The 25300-nt window shown below is 65.3% G+C and carries 23 protein-coding genes and 8 tRNA genes; 9 read left to right on the plus strand and 22 right to left on the minus strand.

All coding sequences use genetic code 11. The features are described from left to right. The first annotated feature begins 14 nt into the window (after positions 1-14). Positions 15-1424, plus strand: a complete 1410-nt coding sequence (locus ISF28_RS22285) for an MFS transporter (RefSeq protein ID WP_198119364.1) — start codon at positions 15-17, stop codon at positions 1422-1424. Here the strand turns inward: ISF28_RS22285 and ISF28_RS22290 are convergent. The 13 genes from ISF28_RS22290 to gltX form a co-directional block, all read right to left on the minus strand. Continuing rightward, positions 1408-2991, minus strand: coding sequence for an amidase (locus ISF28_RS22290; RefSeq protein WP_198119365.1), 1584 nt, complete (start codon positions 2989-2991; stop codon positions 1408-1410). The two genes, ISF28_RS22285 and ISF28_RS22290, sit on opposite strands and share 17 nt — an antisense overlap. 133 nt (positions 2992-3124) lie before the next feature. Next, a complete protein-coding gene (locus ISF28_RS22295) occupies positions 3125-3919 on the minus strand; it encodes a fibro-slime domain-containing protein (protein WP_198119366.1) in 795 nt (264 codons plus the stop codon). A 216-nt stretch (positions 3920-4135) separates the two neighbouring features. Beyond that, positions 4136-4711, minus strand: coding sequence for an elongation factor P (locus ISF28_RS22300; RefSeq protein ID WP_198119367.1), 576 nt, complete (start codon positions 4709-4711; stop codon positions 4136-4138). A 66-nt stretch (positions 4712-4777) separates the two neighbouring features. Then, the gene (earP, locus tag ISF28_RS22305) at positions 4778-5944 is read right to left on the minus strand and encodes an elongation factor P maturation arginine rhamnosyltransferase EarP (RefSeq protein ID WP_198119368.1); all 1167 of its coding nucleotides are present in this window, start codon (positions 5942-5944) and stop codon (positions 4778-4780) included. Positions 5945-6112: 168 nt separating this feature from the next. Continuing rightward, positions 6113-6188 (minus strand) — tRNA-Glu (locus tag ISF28_RS22310). A gap of 43 nt (positions 6189-6231) precedes the next feature. Then, positions 6232-6307 (minus strand) — tRNA-Glu (locus ISF28_RS22315). Between the two features lie 58 nt (positions 6308-6365). Continuing rightward, positions 6366-6441, minus strand: a tRNA-Glu gene (locus ISF28_RS22320). A 24-nt stretch (positions 6442-6465) separates the two neighbouring features. Further along, positions 6466-6541: transfer RNA gene (locus tag ISF28_RS22325), tRNA-Ala, on the minus strand. A gap of 79 nt (positions 6542-6620) precedes the next feature. Continuing rightward, positions 6621-6696 (minus strand) — tRNA-Glu (locus ISF28_RS22330). Between the two features lie 35 nt (positions 6697-6731). Next, positions 6732-6807, minus strand: a tRNA-Ala gene (locus ISF28_RS22335). A gap of 69 nt (positions 6808-6876) precedes the next feature. Then, positions 6877-6952: transfer RNA gene (locus ISF28_RS22340), tRNA-Glu, on the minus strand. A gap of 25 nt (positions 6953-6977) precedes the next feature. Then, positions 6978-7053 (minus strand) — tRNA-Ala (locus tag ISF28_RS22345). 62 nt (positions 7054-7115) lie between these two features. After that, positions 7116-8507: a glutamate--tRNA ligase gene (gene gltX, locus ISF28_RS22350; RefSeq protein ID WP_198119369.1), complete on the minus strand. Its 1392-nt coding sequence runs from the start codon at positions 8505-8507 to the stop codon at positions 7116-7118. 207 nt (positions 8508-8714) lie between these two features. On the opposite strand from gltX, the gene ISF28_RS22355 reads away from it, so the two are divergent. Together ISF28_RS22355 and ISF28_RS22360 are read left to right on the plus strand one after the other, a co-directional pair. Continuing rightward, a complete protein-coding gene (locus ISF28_RS22355) occupies positions 8715-9881 on the plus strand; it encodes a GGDEF domain-containing protein (protein WP_198119370.1) in 1167 nt (388 codons plus the stop codon). 28 nt (positions 9882-9909) lie between these two features. Further along, a complete protein-coding gene (locus ISF28_RS22360; protein ID WP_198119371.1) occupies positions 9910-10623 on the plus strand; it encodes a 2'-5' RNA ligase family protein in 714 nt (237 codons plus the stop codon). Here ISF28_RS22360 and ISF28_RS22365 read toward each other — a convergent pair. Further along, a complete protein-coding gene (locus ISF28_RS22365) occupies positions 10603-11634 on the minus strand; it encodes an RNA methyltransferase (protein ID WP_198119372.1) in 1032 nt (343 codons plus the stop codon). The two genes, ISF28_RS22360 and ISF28_RS22365, sit on opposite strands and share 21 nt — an antisense overlap. A 158-nt stretch (positions 11635-11792) precedes the next feature. Then, the gene (gene apbC, locus ISF28_RS22370) at positions 11793-12881 is read right to left on the minus strand and encodes an iron-sulfur cluster carrier protein ApbC (protein WP_198119373.1); all 1089 of its coding nucleotides are present in this window, start codon (positions 12879-12881) and stop codon (positions 11793-11795) included. Between the two features lie 147 nt (positions 12882-13028). On the opposite strand from apbC, the gene metG reads away from it, so the two are divergent. The 6 genes from metG (at position 13029) to ISF28_RS22400 (ending at position 19641) form a co-directional block, all read left to right on the plus strand. Then, positions 13029-15179, plus strand: a complete 2151-nt coding sequence (gene metG, locus ISF28_RS22375; protein WP_198119374.1) for a methionine--tRNA ligase — start codon at positions 13029-13031, stop codon at positions 15177-15179. A gap of 199 nt (positions 15180-15378) precedes the next feature. Further along, a complete protein-coding gene (locus tag ISF28_RS22380; RefSeq protein WP_198119375.1) occupies positions 15379-16707 on the plus strand; it encodes an enoyl ACP reductase FabMG family protein in 1329 nt (442 codons plus the stop codon). 91 nt (positions 16708-16798) lie between these two features. Continuing rightward, positions 16799-16996, plus strand: coding sequence for a DUF3460 family protein (locus ISF28_RS22385; protein ID WP_198119376.1), 198 nt, complete (start codon positions 16799-16801; stop codon positions 16994-16996). Positions 16997-17042: 46 nt separating this feature from the next. Beyond that, positions 17043-17915, plus strand: coding sequence for a segregation and condensation protein A (locus tag ISF28_RS22390; protein WP_198119377.1), 873 nt, complete (start codon positions 17043-17045; stop codon positions 17913-17915). 22 nt (positions 17916-17937) lie between these two features. Further along, the gene (gene panC, locus ISF28_RS22395; RefSeq protein WP_198119378.1) at positions 17938-18777 is read left to right on the plus strand and encodes a pantoate--beta-alanine ligase; all 840 of its coding nucleotides are present in this window, start codon (positions 17938-17940) and stop codon (positions 18775-18777) included. 108 nt (positions 18778-18885) lie between these two features. After that, a complete protein-coding gene (locus ISF28_RS22400) occupies positions 18886-19641 on the plus strand; it encodes a PilZ domain-containing protein (protein ID WP_229519286.1) in 756 nt (251 codons plus the stop codon). Between the two features lie 13 nt (positions 19642-19654). On the opposite strand, the gene ISF28_RS22405 is transcribed toward ISF28_RS22400, so the two are convergent. The 7 genes from ISF28_RS22405 to ISF28_RS22435 form a co-directional block, all read right to left on the minus strand. After that, on the minus strand, positions 19655-20863 hold the full coding sequence (locus ISF28_RS22405; RefSeq protein WP_198119379.1) for an EAL and HDOD domain-containing protein: 1209 nt from the start codon (positions 20861-20863) through the stop codon (positions 19655-19657). Positions 20864-20923: 60 nt separating this feature from the next. Then, positions 20924-21559 carry a protein phosphatase CheZ gene (gene cheZ, locus ISF28_RS22410; protein WP_198119380.1) on the minus strand — a complete coding sequence of 212 codons (636 nt, stop codon included), beginning with the start codon at positions 21557-21559 and terminating at the stop codon, positions 20924-20926. Then, a complete protein-coding gene (cheY, locus tag ISF28_RS22415) occupies positions 21560-21955 on the minus strand; it encodes a chemotaxis response regulator CheY (protein ID WP_198119381.1) in 396 nt (131 codons plus the stop codon). A 181-nt stretch (positions 21956-22136) separates the two neighbouring features. Next, on the minus strand, positions 22137-23153 hold the full coding sequence (locus ISF28_RS22420; RefSeq protein WP_229519295.1) for a protein-glutamate methylesterase/protein-glutamine glutaminase: 1017 nt from the start codon (positions 23151-23153) through the stop codon (positions 22137-22139). A gap of 84 nt (positions 23154-23237) precedes the next feature. Next, the gene (cheD, locus tag ISF28_RS22425; protein WP_198119383.1) at positions 23238-23837 is read right to left on the minus strand and encodes a chemoreceptor glutamine deamidase CheD; all 600 of its coding nucleotides are present in this window, start codon (positions 23835-23837) and stop codon (positions 23238-23240) included. Between the two features lie 18 nt (positions 23838-23855). Then, entirely contained in the window at positions 23856-24737 is an 882-nt protein-coding gene (locus ISF28_RS22430; RefSeq protein ID WP_229519296.1) for a CheR family methyltransferase, read from the minus strand. A gap of 63 nt (positions 24738-24800) precedes the next feature. Then, the gene (locus ISF28_RS22435) at positions 24801-25298 is read right to left on the minus strand and encodes a chemotaxis protein CheW (RefSeq protein WP_198119384.1); all 498 of its coding nucleotides are present in this window, start codon (positions 25296-25298) and stop codon (positions 24801-24803) included. Positions 25299-25300 lie beyond the last annotated feature (2 nt).

Below are 25300 nucleotides of genomic sequence, written 5' to 3' on the forward strand. Positions count from 1 at the left end.
CCCGCCGCCTTCCCATGAGCACCCTGCCCGCCCACTGCGACCGCCCGCTGGCGGACAGCACGCCGGCGCGCGGCCACGCCGCCCATCCGAACCTCGTGCTGGCCACGTCGATCCTGGCCAGCAGCCTCGCGTTCATCGACGGCTCCGTCGTCAACGTCGGCCTGGCCGCCATCGGCCGCGACCTGGGCGGCGCGGGCGCGGACCTGTCGTGGGTGGTGAGCGGCTACCTCCTTCCGCTGAGCTCGTTGCTGCTGCTGGGCGGGGCCGCCGGCGACCGCTACGGCCGGCGCCGCATCCTGCTCGCCGGCATCGCCGCGTTCGCCCTGGCGTCGCTGCTGTGCGCGTGGGCGCCGCGCTTGTGGCTGCTCGTCGGCGGACGCGTGCTGCAAGGCGTGGGCGCCGCGCTGCTGTTGCCGAACAGCCTCGCCATCCTCGGCGCCACCTTCACCGGCAAGGCGCGCGGCAAGGCGATCGGGATCTGGGCCGCGGCCGGCGCCGCCGCGGGCGCCGTCGGGCCGCTGCTCGGCGGCTGGTTGATCGACACCGTCGGCTGGCGCGCCGTCTTTTACATCAACCTGCCGATCGCGGCGCTGGCGATTCTTCTCGGCTGGCGCTACGTCAACGTGCCGCCCGGCGACAAGCCGGTGGCGCTCGATCCGTCCGGCGCCCTGCTGGCCAGCATCGGCCTCGGCTGCCTGACGTGGGGCCTCGCCGCCGCCTCGGCCGACAAGGGCGTGACGCCGGCGGCGAGCGTGGCGATAGCGGCCGGCGTCGCCGTCCTGCTCGCCTTCCTGTGGTTCGAACGGCGCGCCGGCGACGCGGCGATGCTGCCCCTGAAGTTATTTGGCTCGAGCAGCTTTTCCGGCCTGAACCTGATGACCTTCCTGCTGTACGGGGCGCTGGGCGCGCTGATGCTGCTCGTGCCCTATGTGCTGATCCAGGCTCTGCAATACTCGGCGAAACAGGCCGGCGCCGCGCTGCTGCCGTTTCCCATCGTGCTGGCGATCGGTTCGCCGCTGATGGGCAAGCTGGCCGGCAGCCACGGATCGCGCCTGCCGCTGTCCATCGGGGCGCTGATCGTGGCCGGCGGCTTCCTGCTGGGCACGCGCATCGGCGCGGGCAGCTATGCGACGCACGTGCTGCCCGCAATCCTCGTCATCGCCGCCGGTATGGCGTGCGTGGCGGCGCCGCTGACGACGGCCGTGCTGTCGTCCGTCGACGGCAGCCATACGGGCATCGCGTCCGGCTTCAACAGCGCGGTAGCGCGGGGCGGCGGGCTGATCGCGACGGCGCTGCTGGGCGTCGTGCTGACGGCGCAAGGCCGCGCGCTGCTGGCGCCGTTCCACGCGGCGATGGTCGTGTGCGCCGCCGCCGCGTTGGCGTCGTCCGTATGCGCCTTCGTCTGGGTCAGGGGCGAACGTTGACCGACGCGGGATACGTCGGCGGCCGGCGCCGCTGGCTCGCCTGCTCGTACGCATAGGCCATCGCGACCAGGGCCGCGTCGCTCCACGCGCCGCCGACGAACGACAGGCCGACGGGCAGGCCGTGCACCTGGCCGGCCGGAACCGTCACGTGCGGGTAGCCGGCCACGGCCGCGGGCGACGAAAAGCCGGGACCGTCGTGGTCACCGTTGATGTAGTCGGTCAGCCAGCCCGTGCCGCCCGTCGGCGCGACGAGCGCGTCGAGTTTTTCGTCGCGCAGGATCCGGTCGATGCCTTCGTCGCGGCTGTAGCGGTGGTTGTTGGCGAGCGCGGTCCGGTAGGCCGCGGCATCGAGGCCCGGCTTGGCCTGCGCGGCGATCAGGTGCTCCTGGCCGAAGTGCCGCAATTCCTGTGCGGCGTGCTTGTCGTTGAACGCGATCAGGTCGGCCATCGTCCGGATAGCCGCATGCGGCGCGTAGGCGGCCAAGTACGCTTCCAGGTCGGGCCGGAATTCGGACAGCAGGACTTCCAGTTCGCTGTCGCCGTATTTGTCGACATTGGGCACCTGCACGTCGACGAGCGTCGCGCCTTGCGCCGCGAGGATGGCCAGCTCGGCGCCGATGACGGCGTCGACGGCCGGGTTATTTCCGAAGAAATTACGCGCCACGCCGATGCGCCGGCCGCGCAAGCCGTCCGCCCGCAAGGCCGCCGCGAAATCGGCCGGCCTGCCCGGCGCGGCGTTCGTCGCGGCATCGTCCGGATCAGATCCCGCGATGGCGGCAAGCAGCAGCGCGGCGTCGGCGACGGAGCGCGTCATCGGGCCGGCCGTGTCCTGCGAATGGGCGATCGGAATGACGCCGCTGCGGCTGACGAGTCCCAGCGTGGGCTTGATGCCGACGACGCCGCAGATCGACGCCGGCGACACGATCGAGCCGTCCGTCTCCGTGCCGATGGCGAGCGTGGCGAGCGCGGCCGCCATCGCGGCGGCCGAGCCGGAACTGGAACCGCTCGTGTTGCGGTCCAGCGCATACGGATTGCGCGTCTGGCCGCCGCGGCCGCTCCAGCCGCTGACGGAATGCGTCGACCGCATGTTCGCCCATTCCGACAGATTCGTCTTGCCGAGGATGACGGCCCCGGCCGCGCGCAGGCGCGCCGCGACGAAAGAATCCCGCGCCGCGCGCACGCCCTCCAGCGCCAGCGAGCCGGCGCTCGTGCTCATCCGGTCGCCCGTCGCGATATTGTCTTTCAGCAGGACGGGAATGCCGTGCAGCGGGCCACGCACCTTGCCCTCGGCGCGTTCATGGTCGAGGTCGGCGGCAATCGTGAGGGCGTCAGGGTTCAGTTCGATGACGGCGTTCAGGCGCGGCCCGGCCTTGTCGACGGCTGCGATGCGCGCCAGGTAGCGCTGCACGAGCGCCTTCGACGTCAGCTTGCCGGTTTCCATCAGTGCCTGCTGCTCGCGCACGCCGGCGTCCAGAATGGCGTCGGGTTCCTTGGCATGCACTGCGGTCGTCATGCCGGCCGCGGCGCCGGCGGCGAGTCCCAGTCGAACGAAATCCCTGCGATCCATGTGCCCTCCCCAAGAATGCTTCAGAATAACAGCAATCTTGCAGATGTGACATGTACGCATGTCTCAAGCGCGCGTGCCGCGGCGACGCAAGAAACGCCGGCAGCTGTGCCGGCGTTTTGCGCTTGGCAACCGGTCAGCGGCGACGGCGGCGCGCGGCCGTCAACGCGGCCAGGCCGAGGCCGGCCAGCGCCAGCGATGCGGGTTCCGGCACGTCCGCCGGTGCGGGCGCCAGTTCCAGCGACGTCGTCATCGTGAAGTTCGAGCCCGAGGTATGGCGCTCGGCCTGGAAGATGTCCAGTTTGTACGTGCCGCCGTCGGCCAGCCCGGCCGTGGGGGCGAACGCATTCAGGTCGACGCTCGCCGATTCCGCGCCGTGCACGCCACCGAGGTCGATGGCCAGCCGGTTATTGATGAACACCCACACGTCATCGTCGCCGGTAAACGTGAAGTTGGCGTTCGCCGCGCTCTGATAGGTGAAGTTCGTGTGCCACTCGGTGGTGAAGCCGAAATTATGGCCGAGCATCGACTGGCCGAGGAGTTGGCCGTCGATCGGGAAAAACGCGTTGCTGCTGTACTGGTACAGGTTCGGCGCAATTTCGTCGAGCGTCAGCGTGATGCTGCCGGTCCGGTTGACGGAGGCATCGTCGTGATACCACTGGTAGAACGAGGCGGCGCTCGTCACGGTCGGGTTGAAGTCGGCCGTATTGTAGACCGGCTTGCCGTCGGCGCCCAGCATGGACTGCACCATGCCGCGGTCGTCGCCGGATTTGCTTTCGAAGTCGGGATGCCCCGCCACACCGTTGAAGGTGGTGCCGCTGGCATTGAAATCGCGCGCGGTGCCGGTCAGCGTGATCGTGGTGGCGTGCGCACTTGCCGAGGCCAGCGACGCAGCCAGTGCCAAACCGCTCAAAAGGATATTGGTTTTCATTGATGTCTTCCCTGTTAGTCTTGGAGCTTGAAGACGAGCAAGAAACGCGCCACGGTGGTTATCTCGGGAAAATTACCAAAAGAATCAATTGTTTGCGGGGACGGCGCCGGCCGCATCGAATGCGATGTCAGATTTTCCGACAGTACCGGCACGCGCCGGCCACGGGCGAAAAAAAAACGCTGCACGTGGCAGCGTTTTTTCGGAGAGCGCGTCGGCTTAGTTGCGGACGACTTTCTTGTACTCGGCGGTACGGGTGTCGATCTCGATGACGTCGTCCTGGTTGACGAACAGCGGCACCTGGATGGTGAACTGCTTGGCTTCGATGGCATTCTCGAGCTTGGCTTCCTTCAGAACGTTGCCCGAGGTATTGCCCTTGACGGCCGGTTCCGTGTAAATGACCTGGCGTGCGATGGTGATCGGCAGTTCGACCGAGATCGCCTTGCCGTCATAGAACACGGCTTCGCATTCCATACCGTCTTTCAGGTAGTTGACGGCGTCGCCCATGTTCTCTTCTTCGATTTCGTACTGGTTGTACTCTTCATCCATGAAGACGTACAGCGGGTCGGCGAAGTACGAGTAGGTCACCGGCTTCTTGTCCAGGACGACGACGTCGAACTTGTCGTCGCCGCGGAACACGTTTTCCAACGGAGCGTTGGTCAGAAGATTCTTCATCTTCCACTTGTACGTGAAGCCCGTGCGGCTCGAGCCGTTGACGTCGGAGCGCAGCACGATGAAAGGCTTGCCATCAACCATGATGATGTTGCCGACACGGATTTCTTTTGCGGGTTTCATAGGAGGGTTTTAACCTAAAAATGAGTTGCAGTAATCAAGCATGATACCATGTTCCTTGCCCGTCGCCTACCGCAGCGACCGGGCAAAATCCAGCAGATTGCGCACCAAGTCGCCATTCGCCAACATCTGCGTTTGCCATTCGACATTGCGCTCGGTAATTGCCGGCAATCCGGCTTGCAGGGTCGTCCACAGTGCCGTCCAATCGGCGCGGCTCTCGCCTTCCACGCCATTCCAGCGCAGGGAAAAATCGATCAGGCCATCCAGGTTCGCCGCGTATTTTTGCAGGAACGCGCGGAGTTTAACATGATGCAAGTTTTGATCTTGCGGATAAATGTGCCAGATGAATGGCCGACCCGCCCACTGCGCGCGCACCCAGGAATCCTCGCCACGGACGAAGTTCACGTCGCACGACCACAGCAGGCGGTCGTAGTCGTCCTGTGACAGGAACGGAATCACGCGCACCGTCAGGCGGCCGCGCGTGGCGGCGGCGCCCGGCACCGGATCCGCGCCGAGGAAGGCGCCCACCTTCTCTCCCGCCACGCCCTGCGGCACGAGACAGCTCACCGGACCGGCCCCGTCGCGCCAGGCGCCGAACAGGTCGGCCAGCGGGGCATCCGGGTAGCAGAACAGGCTGACCGTCGTTGCCGCCATCTCGTCGGGGGTCACGCCCAGCCGTCCCAGGAAGCCGGCGCGTGCCGCCGGGTCGGCCTGGAAGCGGTCGCGCGCGGGGAGCTGGTCGCGCTCGCGCAGCAGGCCGCCGGTGTTCGGCGTAAATCCCGGAAAGAAAAAATGCTTGGTCAGCTTGAGGCGCGGATGCATCGACGGCAGCATGTGGCAGCCCTCGACCCAGGCCTCGGCGCTGAGGCCTTCGTAATTGATCCACACGGGACGCGGCTCGCACTGGGCCATCGCGGCGATGTAACCGGGCGGGATGTCGACGCCGAAGAATTCGATCACGACGTCGGCCACGTCGGCAGGCACGAACGCGCCTTCCTGGTCGCGCCAGTGGACGACCTGCACGCCGTCGACGTCCTGCACGGCGGCATCGACGGCGACGGCCGGCCAGATGCGGCGGAAGCTGGCGAGGTCGTCGACCCACAAGGTCACCGCAATCCCTTGCTCTTGGCGCAATTGCCGTGCGAGACGCCAGCAGATGCCGATGTCGCCGAAGTTGTCGACCACCTTGCAAAAGATCGCCAGCGAAGTCGGGGTGCGGGTTGCGTCGTGTTGCATGGCGTGCGGGAAAAGAGGAAGCGGGACGGCGGGGAATGGACCGGATCAGCGGCCGGTGCGCATTGTACCGGATTTCGCCAGGCCAAGAGACCGCGACGAAACGGCCGGCACAAAGAAAAACCGGAGCACCTATCCGCGCATGCGCGTTGGTCTGCTCCGGCTTTTGACTGGCGTCCCCACGGGGATTCGAACCCCGGTACTCACCGTGAAAGGGTGATGTCCTAGGCCTCTAGACGATGGGGACCTAAAACTGTGCTGCTACGTGTTCGCGCGTCTGCGCGTATTCTTGGCGTCCCCACGGGGATTCGAACCCCGGTACTCACCGTGAAAGGGTGATGTCCTAGGCCTCTAGACGATGGGGACCCGGAACTTCCTGTTGCCATGCCTGCGCGGCATGATACCACCAAACACTGCCAAAACCTGGCGTCCCCACGGGGATTCGAACCCCGGTACTCACCGTGAAAGGGTGATGTCCTAGGCCTCTAGACGATGGGGACCTGAACTTCGTGACTGCTTGATCTTGGTGGAGGTAAGCGGGATCGAACCGCTGACCTCTTGCATGCCATGCAAGCGCTCTCCCAGCTGAGCTATACCCCCAAAACAAAAGCCGCTCAAGGCGGCTTCCTTGCACAACCTATTCCAATCTCCCGGGGTCGGAGCCCGAACGATCAAATCTTGGCGTCCCCACGGGGATTCGAACCCCGGTACTCACCGTGAAAGGGTGATGTCCTAGGCCTCTAGACGATGGGGACCCTGGACTGCAATGCATTACTCTGTTTTCCCTGCTTGGTGGAGGTAAGCGGGATCGAACCGCTGACCTCTTGCATGCCATGCAAGCGCTCTCCCAGCTGAGCTATACCCCCTACGGGAAAACAGCACTATAACACACTACATTTACTGCTTACGTCGTTTTTCAACGTCGTTGACGAATCTGGCGTCCCCACGGGGATTCGAACCCCGGTACTCACCGTGAAAGGGTGATGTCCTAGGCCTCTAGACGATGGGGACCTGGACTGCATCGTACTTCAGAACGTGGTGGAGGTAAGCGGGATCGAACCGCTGACCTCTTGCATGCCATGCAAGCGCTCTCCCAGCTGAGCTATACCCCCGCAGCGCTGAAGTGCGAGCATTATAGCGGACACACTTGCATTTCGCAAATACCCGCAGGGGATCACAAACCTTTGTTCACACGGGCCGCCACCGTGTCGCGGCCGAACAATTCCAGCACCGCGTCGATGGCCGGCGTCTGCAACTGGCCCGTGACCAGCAGGCGCAACGGCATCGCCAGCTGCGGCATCTTGAGGCAGTGCGCGGCCAGCACCTCCTTCATCATGGCGGACAACGCGCTCTTGCTCCACTCCACGTCGCGCAGGCGCTCGGCGAACTGGGCCAGGGCCGGGCGCACGGCGTCCGTCAGGTGCTGGGCCAGCAGCGCCGCGTCCGGCTTGGGCTCCCGATAGAACAGCATGGCGGCGTCGGCCAGTTCGTTGATCGTGTTGGTGCGCTCCTTCATCAGGCCCAGCACGGCGGCCAGCGGCGGCGCGCCGTCGAACTTCGCGCCCTCGCGCTCCATCTTGGGACGGGCCAGGCCGGCCAGGCGGTCGTTGTCGGCCTGCTTGATGTAGTGGTTGTTCAGCCAGCCCAGCTTTTCCGGATTGAATTGCGCGGCCGATGCCGTCAGGTGCTCGAGGTTGAACCACTCGGTGAACTGCTGCATCGAGAAGATCTCGTCGTCGCCGTGGCTCCAGCCCAGGCGCGCGAGGTAGTTCAGCATCGCTTCCGGCAGATAGCCCTGCTCCGGATATTCCATCACGCTGACGGCGCCATGGCGCTTGGACAGTTTCTGGCCGTCGGCGCCGAGGATCATCGGCAGGTGGCCGTATTGCGGCAGCTCGGCGCCCAGCGCGCGCAGGATATTGATCTGGCGGGGCGTGTTGTTGACGTGGTCGTCGCCGCGCAGCACGTGCGTGATCTTCATGTCCCAGTCGTCGACGGCGACGCAGAAGTTATATGTGGGCGTGCCGTCCGGGCGGGCGATCACGAGATCGTCCAGCTCCTTGTTGGCGATCGTGATCGGTCCCTTGACGACGTCGTTCCACGTGACTTCGCCGCCCTCCGGATTCTTGAAACGCACGACGGGCTTGACGCCTGCCGGCACGGGCGGCAACGTCTTGCCCGGTTCCGGACGCCAGGTGCCGTCATAACGCGGCTTTTCGCCGGCGGCGCGCATGCGCTCGCGCATCGCTTCCACTTCCTCCGGCGAGCAGTAGCACAGATAGGCCGTGCCCGCTTCCAGCATGCCCTTGACCACTTCGCGGTAACGGTCCATGCGCTGCATCTGGTAGAACGGACCTTCGTCGTGATGCAAACCCAGCCATTCCATGCCTTCCAGGATCGCCTGCACGGCTTCCGGCGTCGAACGCTCCAGGTCGGTGTCTTCGATGCGCAGGACGAAGGTGCCGCCGAAATGGCGGGCATAGGCCCACGAATACAGCGCGGTGCGGGCGCCGCCGAGGTGGAGATAGCCGGTCGGGCTGGGAGCGAAACGTGTGCGGACGGTCATGGTCGAATACGATGGCGCGGGCCCCGTCGGGCGGGACCTGGACGCCTGGATGTTAGTCAAGCGGCTATTTTACAGCCTGCCCCGCCGGCGGGGGGATGGGCGCGCCCGCAACATGGTTACCCCGAGTGACTGAAAATTACTTTACAGAAATTTGGTTTCTCGCTACAGTTTCGCCCGACATTCCCACCCCATCGCGCCTCCCTATCCATGCCGAACGACCCGAGCACCGCTGCCATCGCGCGTTTGCGCGGGGAATTCGTCTGCGCGACGATGGAAGTCGGCTTCCTGCATGCCCAGTCGCGGACGATCCTCCGCGACCTGCGCCGCGCCCTCACGCTGTGCTCGCTGTTCTACATCATGTTCAGCGTGAGCGACATCCTGGCCCTCGGCCTGCCGGGCGCCCTCCCGTCGCTGCTGGCGCGGTGCGCCGTTCCCGTCCTGGCGTATGCGGGCCTGCGCCTTGCGTGGCGCGCGGCGGCGCCCGTCAAGACCGCGTACCGGGTCGCGAGCGTCTTCACCTTGCTGGGCATGCTCACCTATATGGTCGTCGCGTGGCGCCGTCCGGCCGACACCCTGCTGCACGGCACGTCCGTCGGCCTGATGGCCGTCGTGATCCTGATCTTCATTCCGAACCGCCTGCGCACGGCCGTCGCCATCGCGCTCGGCTCCAGCCTCGCCTTCATCGCGCTGGCGTGGTATCAGCACCTCGAATCGACGCGCCACCTCGTGTCGATGACGATACTGATCCTGTTCGCCAACGCCTTCGGCGCCGTCGCCGCCAACCGCCACGCGCGCCTGTGGCGCGAGCAATACCGCACGCAGCAGGTGCTGACGAACCTGTCCGTGCGCGACGCCCTGACGGGCTGCTACAACCGGCGCCACCTGAACGCGGCCCTGCTCGACGGCGAGATCGCCCGCGCCCGCCGCTACCGCCTCAGCCTGTCGCTGATCATGTGCGACCTGGACGGCTTCAAGGCAATCAACGACACCTACGGCCACCACGCCGGCGACGCGTTGCTGCGCAGCTTCGCGCAACTGCTGCAGGCGATGACGCGCGAAGGCGTCGACACGGTGGTGCGCTACGGCGGCGAAGAATTCCTGATCATCCTGCCGGAAACCCGGCTGGACGGCGCCGTCGAACTGGCCGAGCGCGTCCGCGCCGCCTTCGCCGCCCAGCGTATCGATGGCGACGCCGGGGTCCTGGCCACGACCGCCAGCTTCGGCGTCGTCGGCGCCCACTTCGCCGCGAACCAGGCGATCACGCCGCAAGGGCTGATCGCCGTCGCGGACGAGCTCATGTACGACGCCAAGCGGGGCGGCCGCAACCAGGTACGCGCGCGCCAGGCGGACGCCGGCGCCGCACGGGTGGCGTAGGCGGGACGCGCCGGCGATAATCCCGTCGATGAGCGACTTTTCCCTGTCTTCCCTGCGCGCCCACTACGACGCCATGTGGGACCGCGCCTGGCCGCACGTTGCGCAAGGCGACGTCGAGTGCGACCGCCACCTGGCCGGCGGCCTCGATCCGCGCCGCGGCCTGACCTTGATCGCGCGCCCCGGCCCCGCGCTGGCGGACGGCTTCGCGCGCCTGCAGGAACGCCTGGCCGGCACCGCCCCACAGCAGTACCGCCAGCCGCGCGCCGACCTGCACGTGACGGTCCTGTCCCTGTTCACCGTGACCGAGGACCCCGCGCCGCATCTGGCCCGGCGCGCGGACTACGCGGCGGCCGTGCGCGCCGCGGTGGACGGCCTGCCGCCGTTCGCCATCGACTTCGACGGCATCACGATCTCGCGCGGCGCCGTGCTGGCCCGCGGTTTTCCGCGCGACGGCGCGCTGGAAGGGCTGCGCGCGCGCCTGCGCGCCGCATTGGGTGCGCGCGGCCTGGGCGGGATGCTGGACCAGCGCTACCGGCTCGTCACGGCGCACTCGACGTTGCTGCGCTTCGTCGCGCCGCCGACGGATCCCGCGGCCCTCGCGGCAACGCTGGCCGCGCTGCGCGACATGCCGCTCGGGACGATGCACGTGGACAGGCTGCAGCTCGTCGTCAACGACTGGTATATGTCGAGCGCGGCGGTGGAAGTGGTCGAGACGCTGACCTTACGCGGCCGCGCGGCGTAACGTGACCAGCTGCTCGCCGGCCGCGCGCGCCCGCAACTGGCCGCAGCCGCCGTCGACGTCCTGCCCGGCCGAGTCGCGCAGCTTGGTCAGCACGCCCCGCTCGAACAGCCAGGCGGCGATCGCCCGCGCCTTGTCCCACGATGGGCGGCGGAACGCGAGGCCGGGATTCGTGTTGTAGGGGATCATATTCAGCACGGCATACTTGCCGCGCAACAGGGCCACGAGGGCATCCAGCTCGTCCTGGCCGTCGTTGACGCCGTCCAGCAAGGTCCACTGGTACTGGATCGGATAGCCGGTCAGGCGCGCGTAGCGCTCGCCCGCGTCGACCAGTTCGGCGGCGGCAAAGCGCGGCGCGCGCGGCAGCAGGCGCGCGCGCAAGTCGGGCTTGGTCGAGTGCAGGGACAACGCCAGCGCCGGCTTCACGCGCCCTGCGGGCAGGCGCTCGAACACGCGCGGATCGCCCACCGTCGAGAACACGAGGTTCTTGTGCGCAATATTGCCCTCGATGCCGAGCAGATCGATGGCTTCCAGCACATTGTCCAGATTGTGCGCGGGCTCGCCCATGCCCATGAACACGACTTTTTTCACGGGCCGCAGGCGACGCGCCAGCACGACCTGGGCGACGATCTCGCCGCTCGTCACCTGGCGGATCAAGCCGCTTTGCCCCGTCATGCAGAACTGGCAGCCGACCGCGCAGCCGACCTGGCTCGACACGCACACGCCGTCGCGCGGCAGCAGCACGGACTCGACGGTCTGGCCGTCGGCGAGGCCGACCAGCAAACGGGCCGAGCCGTCGTCGGCCGGGTGCGTGCCGAGGACGCGCGCGAGCGCATCCAGCTCGGCATCCAGCTGCGGCAGCGCTTCCCGGACCGGCTTGGGGAGAAAATCGTCGGGACGGCGCCGGCCGCGGTCGTGGGCCATCACGCGGACCCAGTCGCGCAGGACACGGTCTTCGTGCAAAGGCTGGGCGCCAAGCGCGCGCAGGCGGGCGCGGATAAGCTCAATCCTCATGGGGTCAGAGCCCGAATTTTCTTTTCAGGGGCTCTGACCCCATCTGATCAAACGTCATCTCAGTCGTAGGGTGGGCGGCCCCCGCCCACCAAACGCATGCGCCGCAGTAACGCATGGTGGGCACAGGGGTGCCCACCCTACTGGATGTCAACGCCATGCTAGTCGTTCTTGACGACGATCGTCGGAAACTTCGCCGACATGTCCTTGGCCTGCTCCGCCACCTTGACGGCCACCTTGCGCGCGATGTCCTTGTAGATCGCGGCGACGGCACCGTCCGGCTCCGCGACGACGGTCGGCGTGCCGGAATCCGTCTGCTCGCGGATCGACAGCTGCAGCGGCAGCTTGCCGAGGAATTCCACGTTGAAGTCGGCGCACATCTTTTCGCCGCCGCCTGCGCCGAAGATCGCCTCGACGTGGCCGCAGTTCGAGCAGATGTGGGTGCTCATGTTTTCCACGACGCCGAGGATCGGGATGCCGACCTTCTCGAACATCTTGAGGCCCTTGCGCGCGTCCAGCAGGGCGATGTCCTGCGGCGTCGTGACGATCACGGCGCCCGTCACCGGCACCTTCTGCGCCAGGGTGAGCTGGATGTCGCCGGTGCCCGGCGGCATGTCGACGACGAGGTAGTCGATATCCTTCCAGTTGGTCTGTTCCAGCAGCTGCTGCAGGGCTTGCGTGACCATCGGGCCGCGCCACACCATCGGCTCGTCCGGGTCGATCAGGAAGCCGATCGACGACACCTGCACGCCATGGTTCTCCAGCGGCTCCATCGTCTTGCCGTCCAGGCTTTGCGGACGGCCGGCGACGCCCAGCATCATCGGCTGCGACGGGCCGTAGATGTCGGCGTCCAGCAGGCCGACCTTGGCGCCCTCGGCCGCCAGGGCCAGCGCCAGGTTCACGGCCGTCGTCGACTTGCCGACGCCGCCCTTGCCGGATGCGACGGCGATGATGTTCTTCACGTTCGGCATCACCTTCAGGCCGCGCTGCACGGCATGCGACAGGATCTTGCTCGTGACGTTGACCCGGACGTCGCTCACGCCGGGCAATGCGCGCACCGCATTCGCGACCGAAGCGCGGATGCCCGCCTCCAGGCTCCGCGCCGGATAGCCGAGCTCGATGTCGAGGGCGACGTTGCCGCCGTCGACCTGGATGTTCCTGACTGCCTTGGAGGATACGAAATCTTTATTGGTATTGGGATCGACGACAGCGGCCAGGGCCGTCTTGACGTCATCTACAGTGATGCTCATTGGGTTCTCCGGATGTGATATGCAAGTTTAGCGCAAAACAGGGGGTCGACTGTTGCCAGACCGGCAAATCCGCCCGGAGACCCCTGCGCGCGCAGGGTCATCCGCTGGTAAAATGCCTGTTTTCCTGGACAACCTCGACCTTCGACCATGACACGCAAGCTGTTCGTCACCACCGCCCTGCCCTACGCCAACGCTGCCTTTCACATCGGCCACATGATGGAATACATCCAGGCCGACATCTGGGTCCGCTTCCAGCGAATGCAGCGCGACGCGGGCGAGCAGCGCGTCGTGCACTTCGTCGGCGCCGACGACACGCACGGCACGCCGATCATGATCGCCGCCGAGAAGGAAGGCGTGACGCCGCAGGCGTTCGTCGCCAAGATCGCGGCCGGCCGCGCACAATACCTGGACGGCTTCCACATCGCCTTCGACAACTGGCATTCGACGGATTCGCAGGAAAACGTCGACCTGTCGCAGAGCATCTACCGCCGCCTGCGCGACAACGGCCTGATCTATACGAAGACCGTGGACCGCTTCTACGACACGGCCAAAGGCATGTTCCTGGCCGACCGCAACATCAAGGGCGAGTGCCCGGTCTGCCACGCGAAAGACCAGTACGGCGACAACTGCGAAGTGTGCGGCGCCGCCTACCAGCCGACCGAGCTGATCAATCCGTACTCCGTGTTCACGGGGTCGACGCCGATCCTGAAGCCGTCCGAACAGTACTTCTTCAAGCTGTCCGACCCGCGCTGCTTCCAATTCCTCAAGGAGTGGCTGAACACGCCGGGCCGCCTGCAGCCGGAGATGGTCAACAAGGTGTCCGAATGGCTGGGCGAGAACGGCGAGAAGCTGGCCGACTGGGACATCTCGCGCGACGCGCCCTATTTCGGCATCCCGATTCCGGACGCGCCCGGTAAATTCTTCTACGTGTGGCTGGACGCGCCGGTCGGCTATCTGGCCAGCCTCAAGAATTACTTCGAAAAGAAGGGCATCGACTACGAAGCCTTCCTGAACGATCCGTCGGCCGAGCAGGTGCACTTCATCGGGAAGGACATCGTATCGTTCCACCTCCTGTTCTGGCCGGCGATGCTGAATTTCTCGGGCCACCCGATCATCGACAAGCTGAAGGTCAATGTCCACGGCCACCTGACCGTGAACAACGAAAAGATGTCGAAGTCGCGCGGCACCGGCATCTCGCCGCTGCGCTACCTGGAGTTGGGCATGAACCCGGAATGGCTGCGCTACTACCTGGCATTCAAGCTGAACGCCCGGGTCGAGGACCTGGATTTCACGGGCGAGGACTTCGTCGCGCGCGTGAACAGCGACCTGATCGGCAAGTACGTGAACATCGCCAGCCGCTGCGCCGGCTTCATCGCCAAGCGTTTCGACGGCAAGCTGGCTTCTTCGCTGTCCGACGACGCGAAGGGCTGGATCGCGCGCGCGCTGAACGGCGAAGTCAATGGCAACCTCGGTGAGCGCCAGGCCAACATCGCCGCCAACTTCGAAGCGCGCGAATTCGGCAAAGCCCTGCGCGAAGTGATGGAAGTGGCCGACGTCGCCAACCGCTACGTCGACGAGAACAAGCCGTGGATCCTGGCCAAGGACGAGACGAAGACGGCCGAGCTGCACGACGTGTGCACGGCGGCGCTGATCCTGTTCCGCCAGCTGACGATCCTGCTGTCGCCGGTGCTGCCGCACGTGGCCGCGCGCGTGCGCGACTTCCTCGGCGACGACGCGTATTCGTGGGACGACACCCAGGGCGAGCGCGTCTACGCCCCGCTGCTGGGCAGCACCATCGGCGCCTACAGCCACCTGATGCAGCGCGTGGATGCCAAGATGATCGAGGACCTGTTCGACAAGCCGGCGCCCGCCGAGGCTGCCGCCGCGCCCGCCGCCCCTGCCGCCGACACCGCGGCCGCGCCGGCGACGCAAGCGTCCGACATCGAGGAATTGGCGCCGGAAATCTCCATCGACGACTTCACCAGGATCGACCTGCGCGTGGCGAAGATCGTCAATTGTGAGCACGTCGAAGGTGCGGGCAAGCTGCTGCGCCTCACGCTGGACGTGGGCGAAGGCCGTTATCGTAATGTGTTCTCGGGTATCAAGTCGGCCTACCAGCCTGAGCAATTGATCGGCAAGCTGACGGTGCTCGTGGCCAACCTGGCGCCGCGCAAGATGAAGTTCGGCGTGTCGGAGGGCATGGTCCTGTGCGCGTCCGCGAAAGATGAAAAAGCGAATCCGGGCCTGTACCTGCTGGAGCCGGTGAGCGGCGCCCAGCCGGGGATGCGGATCCGCTGAGTCGGGCTGAAGGCGCGGATGATCGTTGCCGGGATGGCATCATTCCAGTGGCAGTATAATGCGCTCGTTTAATTAGCTGGGGTCGGAGCACGAGCGTGACATTCGTGCTCTACCCCGGAAGTCAGATGGGGTCAGAGCACAAACGACAAATTCGCGCTCTGACCCCATAAAATAAAACTTTGAGTAGTAGCGACTAAATATGACCGAATACAAAGCCCTGAGGCACATCCCCCACGCGAACCTGTTCCGCCAAGGCGACGTCTTCGTCCTGTTCGGCGAACTGTTCGGCCGTGGCTATGTGAACGGACTGATCGACGAGGCGCGCGCCGCCGGCATGACGATCCTCGGCATCACCGTCGGCCGCCGCAACGAGGACGGCACCCTGCGCGCCCTCACGCCGGAAGAACATGCCGAAGCGGAAGCGAAGCTCGGCGGCCGCATCATCAATGTGCCGCTGATGGCCGGCTTCGACATGGATGCGCCCCCGGGCGAACAGAATCCGACCGAGATGCTGTCCGGTCTTACCCTCAAGAGCTGGCAAGACGACAAGCTGGACTGGACCAAGATCGAAGCCTGCCGCGCCGTCGGCGTGCAGCGCTTCACGACGTCCGCCCAGGCCGTCATGGCCGAGATCGACAAACTGGTCCCGGACGGCGCCAACGTGTTCTTCGCGCACACGATGGCCGGCGGCATCCCCAAGATCAAGGCCTTCCTGGCCATTGCCAACCGCATCTACAAAGGCCGCGGCGAGCGCTTCATGTCCTCGCGCGCCCTGCTGGACAGCGACCTCGGCAAGCTGATCCTGATGAACTTCGACGAAGTCACGGCCAACACGCTGAAGCACCTGATCGACGCGTCGGCCGCCATCCGCGCGCGCGTGGAATCGAAAGGCGGCCAGGTGCGCTACACGGCCTACGGCTACCACGGCACCGAGATCCTGATCGGCGACGAATACGTGTGGCAGACCTACACGAACTACACGCAGGGCTATGCCAAGATGCGCCTGGAGTCGATCGCCACGGCCGCCTGGGCACAGGGCGTCGCGGCCACCGTGTTCAACTGCCCGGAAATCCGCACGAACTCGTCCGACATCTTCGTCGGCGTGGAACTGTCCTTGTTCCCGTTGCTGCTCGCCCTCAAGAAGGAAGGTGGCGAAGGGGGAAGCACTAAGTGGGCGCAGGAGCAATGGGACATCTGCCAGAGCCTGCTGGGCGACGGCATCTCGCTGCAATCCGTCCTGGACAAGCTGGAAGCCTATCTGCAGACCGCCACCAGCACGTCGTTCCGCAACTTCGAGGCCTGGCCGATGGACAACACGCCGGAACTGGCCGACCTGATGATCGGCACCTCCGAGGAGATCACCGGCCTGCACACGGACAAGAAGGCGTTGATCACGGACCACCTGTCGGCCCTCGTGCTGGAAGGCGCCGGCCCGCTGATGTTCCACGGCGCGGCCGAGAAGATCGCCCCGGTGCTGTGGCTCAACCACGACATCATCGCCCGCCAGCTCAATGCGCTGCACCAATAAGCGCTGACTCGCAGTATCATTCCTTGTTTTTATGATGCGGCGGTTCTCGATAAACGAGACCGCCGTTTTGTACGACCTGCCTAGAAAAGCCATGAAACACACCCAGTACGAATCCGAGCACACCAAGTTCATCAAGCAACTGAAGGAAAAGACCCCGGGCATGGAAGAGCGCCAGCAGGCCGGCCGCGCCCTGCTGTGGGACAAGGCCCCGCTCTCGCTGGACGAGCAGCGCCGCATCGACGAATCGCGGCTGCGCCAGCAGGCCTACCCGTACCAGACCAAGGTCTGACGCGATCCGGTCCACCCCCACCTGATCCATTCCGAGGCCGACGACGATGGTGCCCGCGCAGGCGACGCCCGAGGGGCGCGCCGATCCCGACACGAGCGGGGGCGCCACGGCCGATGCCGATGCGGCCGCGGTCCACGCCGAGGGTGCCATCGCGCGCCTGTACGGCGAACCGCTGCTGCACCTGCCCACCGACCTGTACATTCCGCCGGATGCGCTCGAGGTGTTTCTCGACGCGTTCGAGGGGCCGCTCGACCTGCTGCTGTACCTGATCCGCAAGCAGAACTTCAACATCCTCGACATTCCGTTGGCCCAGGTCACCTTGCAGTACCTGGAATACGTCGAACAGATCCGCAAGAGCAACCTGGAACTGGCGGCGGAATACTTGTTGATGGCGGCGATGCTGATCGAGATCAAGTCGCGCATGCTGCTGCCCAAGCGCGCGGACACGCTCGTCGAGGACGCCGAGGACCCGCGCGCGGAACTGGTGCGGCGCCTGCTGGACTATGAGCAGATCAAGCTCGCGGCCCAGCAGCTGGGCGCCCTGCCCCAGCTGGACCGCGACTTCGTGCGCCCGCAGCTGCACATCGAGCAGGCGCTGGGCCCGGTCTGGCCGCAAGTCGATCCGCACGACCTGCAGCGCGCGTGGATGGACGTGCTGCGCCGCGCGAAGCTGACCCAGCATCACCGCATCGGCCGCGAGGAATTGTCCGTCCGCGAGCACATGTCGGCCATCCTGCGCACCTTGCAGTCGGCCCGTTTCGTCGAGTTCTCGGAACTGTTCGGCGGACACGCCAGCGTACCCGTCGTCGTCGTGCACTTCGTCGCCATGCTCGAACTGGCGAAGGAAACCTTGATCGAAATTACCCAGGCCGAGCCTTTCGCCCCCATCTACGTGCGTCTCGCCTATTCCCCGGCATAATGCTCTTACAGCAACAGACACCATGAAAATCATTTCCACCATCGACGAACTGCGCGACCAGCTGCGCGGACAACTGCGCACCGCCTTCGTGCCGACCATGGGCAATCTGCACGAGGGCCATCTGTCGCTGATGCGCCTGGCGCGCCGCCACGGCGACCCGGTCGTCGCGTCGATCTTCGTCAACCGCCTGCAGTTCGGCCCGAACGAGGACTTCGACAAATACCCGCGCACGTTCGAGGCGGACGTCGCCAAGCTGGAAAAGGAAGGCGTCTACGTGCTGTTCGCGCCGACCGAGAAAGACCTGTATCCGGAACCGCAGGAATACCGCGTGCAGCCGCCCGATGACCTGGGCAATATCCTGGAAGGCGAGTTCCGCCCCGGCTTCTTCAACGGCGTGTGCACCGTCGTGACGAAGCTGTTCTCGTGCGTGCAGCCGCGCGTGGCCGTGTTCGGCAAGAAGGATTACCAGCAGTTGATGATCGTCCGCAATATGGCACGCCAGTTCGCGCTGCCGACGGAAATCATCGGCGCCGAGACGTTCCGCGCCGAGGATGGCCTGGCCCTGTCGTCGCGCAACGGCTACCTGAGCAGCGCGGAACGGGCGGAAGCGCCTTTCCTGTACCAGACCCTGCAGTACGTGGCCGAGCAGACCCGTGCGGGCCATGCCGACCTGGCCGTGCTGGAACGTGACGCGATGGAACGCCTGCGGGAACACGGCTGGCAACCGGACTATGTGTCCATCCGCAAGCGCATGAACCTGCAGCCGCCGAGCCGCGAAGAATACGAGGCGGGCGCACCGCTCGTCGTCCTGACCGCGGCCAAGCTGGGGTCGACGCGCCTGATCGATAATCTTGAAATCTGACTCTAAAAGTTCCATTGTTGCAAATATGCTGTAGGAATTGGCAACTCTTCTTGTTAGACTCGGGGAAAGGGCTTTTACCCAGCCCACGTACAGAGAAGGAGTAGTGTCTTGACCGACCTCTCAGTGCCGCTCATGCGCAAGGGTCCGCCCAAACCGGCGGACGCCGTCGACCGGATCCACCAGAATGCCGGCGCCCACGAAATGCGCGACCCGTTCGACATCGGCGACGCGTTGACGACGCTCGCCCTCACCGGCGAGCCCGTGACCGTCTACCCGCGCGGCCAGGACGCCGTCATGGCGCGCATCGACAGCGTCGATCCGGAAAACCAGGTCTTCACGCTGGACCTCGTCGAACATGGGGCATCGCTGCGGGACGCGACGGTATTCGTCGCGCCGCTGGGCACCAATGCCAAGATCCAGTTCGAGCTGGACACGGCGCCGGCCGCCGTTCCCGATCGTCCGGACCTGCTGCAATTCCCGCTGCCGGCGGCCTGTTTCGTGCTGAACCGGCGCGCCGAGCCCCGCCTCGAGTCGCCGTTGGGCATGAACTACGGCGCCCGCTTCGCAATGATGGGCAAGGTGTTCGAGATGCCGTTGTACGATTTCTCGCGCGGCGGCGTCGGCCTGCGCGCGACGCCGGAGCAGGCGCTCGAGCTGTACGTGGGCAAGAAACTGGAGGGCGTGCTGTTGGAACTGGGCACATCGCTCGTCGTGTCGGCCGACCTCGAAGTGCGCCTGCTGCGGCCGTTCCGCACCTTCCTGCTGGGCCAGCAGGTGCAGGTGGGATGCCGCATCTCGAATATCTCGATGCAGATGCGTCAGACGCTGGAACGGGCCGTCGACAAGATGCAGAAGCGCAGGTAGGCCGCGCCGCGGTTCACACCGCCACGTTCTGCGCCCACGCCAGCGCCGACAGGTGCGCCTTGTTGACGTCGTGCGGGCTGATCTCGACCGCCGCCGCCAGCGACGCGACGAGGTCCGAATTCAGCTCGCACGCCTCCGCCAGCGCCAGATAGGGGCCATACGTGCCTTCCCGTCCCAGCAGGGCCTGGACGACCTGTTCCGGCAACTGGATCGTGTCCAGCACGTCCTTCATCGGCAGCCCCAGCAGGCGATCCAGCAGCGAGAACATGCCGGCCACGAACAAGTGTTCGCCCTCGCCGCGGGCCAGGTGCGTCTGGCCCAGCAGTTCGCACAGGCGCGCGCGCACGACGGCCGTTTCCATCAGCACGGGCGAATAGCCGCTCGCGCTGGCGGTGGCCAGCAACAGGACGAGCCAGCGGTACAGCGGCGCATAGCCCAGCATGGCGATCGCCTGGCGCAGCGACTGGATCTCGCGCCCCGATCCGAAACCGGCCGAATTGATGAAGCGCAGCAGCTTGTAGATCAATGCCGGATCGCGCTTGAGCACGGCCTCGATCTTGGGCACGTCCTCGTTGTTCTGCACCATCTGCATCAGTTGCAGGATGATGGCCTGGGCCGGATTCATGCCCTTGACGGGGTTGCCCGGCCGGGGCGTCAGGTGCAGCTTGCCGACGAAGGCGTCCAGGCCCAGCGCGGCGCAGGCGTCGAAATCCTGCCATGTTGCCACCGGCCGCCCGACCAGGCGCAGCGCCGACTGCTTGGCCAGCGCATACGCGCGCGCCTGGGACGCCACGTCGGCGCCCGTGAAGCGCACTTCGGCATAGGAAGCGAACGGCGACAGATTCTTGCCCAGCAGCGCCAGGTCGGCGCCGCGGATCGAGATGCCGACCCCGCCGGCGCGCAAGGCCTGCACGGCGGCGCGGGTGTCGGTATTGGCGAGGTCGCGCACGCGCAGCGACAGCACGGTGCGTTCCGGCGGCAGCGCGTGGAGCGCGTCCAGCGACAGCATGGCCGGCACGGCGTCCAGGAACAGCATCTTGTCGCGCAGCAGCCAGGCCTGCTCGTCGTCGACCATGTGTTCGGCCACGAACGCGACGAGGCTTTCGAGGTCGGCGTCGGCGACGACCTGGCCATCGCGCTGTTGCCAGCAGAGTTCATACCCTATCACGCGCTGCTTGGGATCGAGCAGGGGTTCGCGGACGATGAAATTAGTCTGGTGCATGTTTGTAACGATCCCAAGGTGAAACGAATGGCGCCGACGGCAACGGCCGTCGCGGCGGGATCAGAAACCGAGGCTGTCCAGCAAGTCGTCGACCTGGCCCTGATCGGCCACGACTTCGCTATTGCCTTCGGGATTGATCTGCGGACCATTCAGCAAGCCATTGTCGAGCTCGCGCTTGATCTCGCTCGGGGCGAAATCGACGAGGACTTGTACCAGCTGTTTTTCCAGGTTCTGGGCGATGCCCGTGATACGGGAGATCACCTGGCCGGTCAGGTCCTGGAAGTCCTGGGCCATCATGATGTCCATCAAATGTCCTTTGGTGGCGACGGCCGCGCTGCGCGATTCGGCCAGGCTGGCCACGGTACGCTCGGCCAGTTCGCGCCATGCGCCGTCGGCATTGCCCGGCGCAGCCAGCAAGGCCTGCCAGGAACGGCTCAATTCCGCGGCACGGTCGTCGATGCCGTCCTGCAGCGGATTGGCCGCATCGGTCGCGTCCAGTACACGCTTGGCCGATTGTTCGGACAGCCGGACCACGTAATCGAGGCGGTCGCGCGCATCGGGGATGTCGCTGGCCGCCTTTTCGATCAACTTGTCCAGGCCGAGCCCGCGCAGGCTTTCGTGCAGCGCGCGGGTCATATGTCCGATCCGGCTCAGGACCTCGTCGGGCGAGGTCGAGTCGGCAGTGTACTCGGTCATTTACGCGGCCTTTTCCATCTTTTCGAAAATCTTGTTCAGTTTTTCGTCCAGCGTGGCCGCGGTGAACGGCTTCACGACGTAGCCGTTGGCGCCCGCTTGCGCCGCCGCGATGATGTTTTCCTTCTTGGCTTCGGCGGTCACCATCAGCACCGGCAGCTTGGCCAGCGAGGGATCGGCACGAATGTTCTGCAGCATGGTCAGACCGTCCATGTTCGGCATGTTCCAGTCCGACACGACGAAATCGAACTGTTCGCTGCGCAGCTTCGCCAGTGCCTGGACACCGTCTTCCGCCTCGTCGACATTGCCGTAACCCAGTTCTTTCAGCAGATTTTTGACGATGCGTCGCATCGTCGAAAAATCGTCAACAACCAGGAAACGCATCTTAGGATCAGCCATGAATTACTCCGTTGTTTCTTAACTCTGATGTTGGGGCGCGGTCAACCTGCTCTGCAACGGTTTCCCGTGCCCCCATGTTGTTTGTTGGTAGGTTTCGGTTCGGCACTACGAATACAAGCTAAAGCATAGCATTTTTGTTGCTCTACGGCGATAAAACCGCAGTGAATGCACCATGCGCGGATCAAACGCGCAACGCCCGGCCCCCATGCGTTGCCAGATGACCAAGCACGAGGCCCGGCAATGCCGTCAACGGCGCCACCTCGTGGGCGGCACCGATGGCGATCGCTTCGCGCGGCATGCCGAACACGACGCACGACGCTTCATCCTGGGCGAAATTGTAGGCGCCCGCGTTCTTCATCTCCAGCATACCTTGCGCGCCGTCCTTGCCCATGCCCGTCAGGATCACGCCGACGGCGTTCTTGCCGGCCGCCTGCGCGGCCGAACGGAACAGCACGTCCACGGACGGGCGATGGCGGTTGACGGGTTCGGACTGCTCGATCTTCGTCATGTAGTTGGCGCCGGATCGGGTCAACAGCAAGTGCGAGTGGCCCGGCGCAATGTAGGCGTGGCCGGGCAGCACGCGTTCGTTGCCGGCGGACTCGACGACGCTGATCTTGCACAGCGAATCGAGCCGGCGCGCGAACGAACTCGTGAAACCTTCCGGCATGTGCTGCGCGATCAGGATGCCGGGGCAGTCGGACGGCATCTGCATCAGGAATTCGCGGATGGCTTCCGTGCCGCCGGTGGAGGCGCCGATGATGATCAGCTTTTCCGACGACGTCAGCGGGCTGCGCAATTGCGGCAGCTGGGTCGTGCCGGCCGCGGCCGACTGCAGCGTGCGCGGCTTGATACGGGCACGGGCCGTGGCGCGGATCTTGTCGGCGATCAGCTCCGTGTATTCGCGCATGCCGCTCTGGATCGAAATCTTGGGCTTCGTCACGAAATCGACGGCGCCCAGTTCCAGCGCGCGCATCGTGATTTCCGAGCCGCGCTCCGTCAGCGACGACACCATCAGCACGGGCATCGGCCGCAGGCGCATCAGCTTTTCGAGGAAGTCGAGGCCGTCCATTTTCGGCATCTCGACGTCCAGCGTGAGCACGTCCGGATTCGTGCGCTTGATCAGGTCGCGCGCGACGAGCGGATCGGGAGCGACGCCGACGACTTCCATGTCGGGCTGCGAGTTGACGATCTCGGTCATCACGCTGCGGATCAGGGCGGAATCGTCGACGATCACCACTTTGATCTTTGTATTCGGGTTCAAGCTCATCCTTTGCCTTTCTTGTCAGAACAGGTCGACGTCGCCACCAACGGGCGCGACCTTGAGGCGGCTGGCGTAATCGAGCTCACGCTTCGCCAGCGTATCGTTATGGGTCTGCATCAGCTTCTTGACGAGCACCTTGCCGGTGCGCGGGAAGAAATACACCTTGCGCGGGTAAATGTCGTTCAAGTCCTCGGCCAGCACGGGAATCCGTTCCGTCTTGAGGAACTGGATGACGAAGGCGGCGTTGCGCTCTCCCACGTTCATCGCGGAAAAGCCGCGCAGCACGGCGCCGCCGCCGAAGACCTTCGCTTCCAGGTTTTCGCGCCGCGCGCCGGCCTTGAGCAGGTCGTTGATCAGGACTTCCATCGCATACGTCCCGTAGCGCATCGAGGCCGAGACCGGGTTGCCCGGCTCGCCGCCGTCCGGCAGCATGAAGTGGTTCATGCCGCCCAGGCCCTTGACGCGGTCGCGGATGCACGCCGACACGCAGGAGCCGAGCACCGTGACGATCAGCATGTCCTTGCCCGTGTAGTAGTACTCGCCGGGCAGGATCTTGGCCGCGTCGCAGTCGAACGTGCGGTCGTAATAGACGTTGGTGGCGAAATGGCTGTTCGTATCCATGGTCGGGTATGACGGGCGTCAGCCGTGGTTCAATTCGTAGACCGTCTTGCCGCGCAGGCGCAGCGCGTCGGAGACGTACAGGAAGTTCTCGGAATGCCCGGCGAACAGCAGCGCGTCCGGCTTCATCAAGGGCACGAAGCGCGCGAGGATCTTGCGCTGCGTGGCCTTGTCGAAGTAGATCATCACGTTGCGGCAGAAGATCACGTCGAACGGGCCCTTGACGTCCCAGCCGTCGGCCAGCAGGTTCAGTTGCCGGAACGTGATCAGCTGGCGCAATTCGGGCCGCACCCGCACCAGGCCTTCCTGGGCCCCCTTCCCTTTCAGGAAAAAGCGGCGCAGGCGCGCCTGGTCCATCTTGTCGACGCGCTCGATCGGGTAGACGCCGGCGCTGGCCGTGGCCAGCACGTTCGTGTCGATGTCGGTGGCGACGATCTGGACGGGCGGCGTGAGCGTGTCGAACGCCTCGCACACGGTCATCGCGATCGAATACGGTTCTTCGCCGGTGGAACTGGCCGAGCACCAGATCGTGAGCGGCCCGCCGTGCCGCGTGCGCGCCTTGAGCACGTGTTCGGCCAGAAGCGGGAAGTGATGGGCTTCGCGGAAGAACGACGTGAGGTTCGTCGTCAGCGCGTTCGTGAACGACTCCCACTCGGCCGGCATGCGGCCCGCTTCGAGCGCGTCGAGATAGGACGCGAACGAGGCGATGCCGTTGGCGCGCAGGCGGCGCGCGAGCCGACTGTAGACCATTTCCTGCTTGCTGTCGGCCAGCGAGATGCCGGCGCGCTGGTAGATCAGGCCACGCACGCGCTCGAAGTCGGCGCGCGTGAAGTCGAACTCCTTGCCGCCGGCTTCATGCCTGTCTGGCTGTCTTGTCGTATTGTGCGGCACGTTCATCGCCATGGGTTGCATTCGTTCTGCGGACCGCGTGCGGTCCGGGTGTTCCCTTGCGCCGCGCTGTCTGGTTTATGCCGCCATCCGGTCCATCAGCCCCATCTCGCTGGAGGACATCAGCTTGTCGATGTCGATCAGGATGAGCATGCGCTCGTCGACGGTGCCGAGGCCGGTCAGGTAGTCGGAGTTGAACGCGGTGCCCATCTCCGGCGCCGGCTTGACCTGGTCCGGCGTCAGCGTGGTCACGTCGGACACGCTGTCCACGACCATGCCCATGATGCGGCCGGCGATGTTCAGGATGATCACGACGGTGAACTGGTCGTACGTCGGCGTGCCCAGGTTGAACTTGATGCGCATGTCGACCACGGGGATGATGATGCCGCGCAGGTTGATGACGCCCTTGATGAACTCGGGAGCGTTGGCGATGCGGGTCACGGTCTCGTAGCCGCGGATCTCCTGCACCTTGAGGATGTCGATGCCGTATTCCTCGGAGCCGAGGGTGAAGGCCAGGTATTCGCTGCCGTTGCCGTCGTGGGCATCGTTCGGCTTGTTCGTCGGTTGGGTGGACATGT

The sequence above is a fragment of the Massilia rhizosphaerae genome, assembly GCF_016093545.1.
GTDB classification, from domain to species: domain Bacteria; phylum Pseudomonadota; class Gammaproteobacteria; order Burkholderiales; family Burkholderiaceae_D; genus Telluria; species Telluria rhizosphaerae.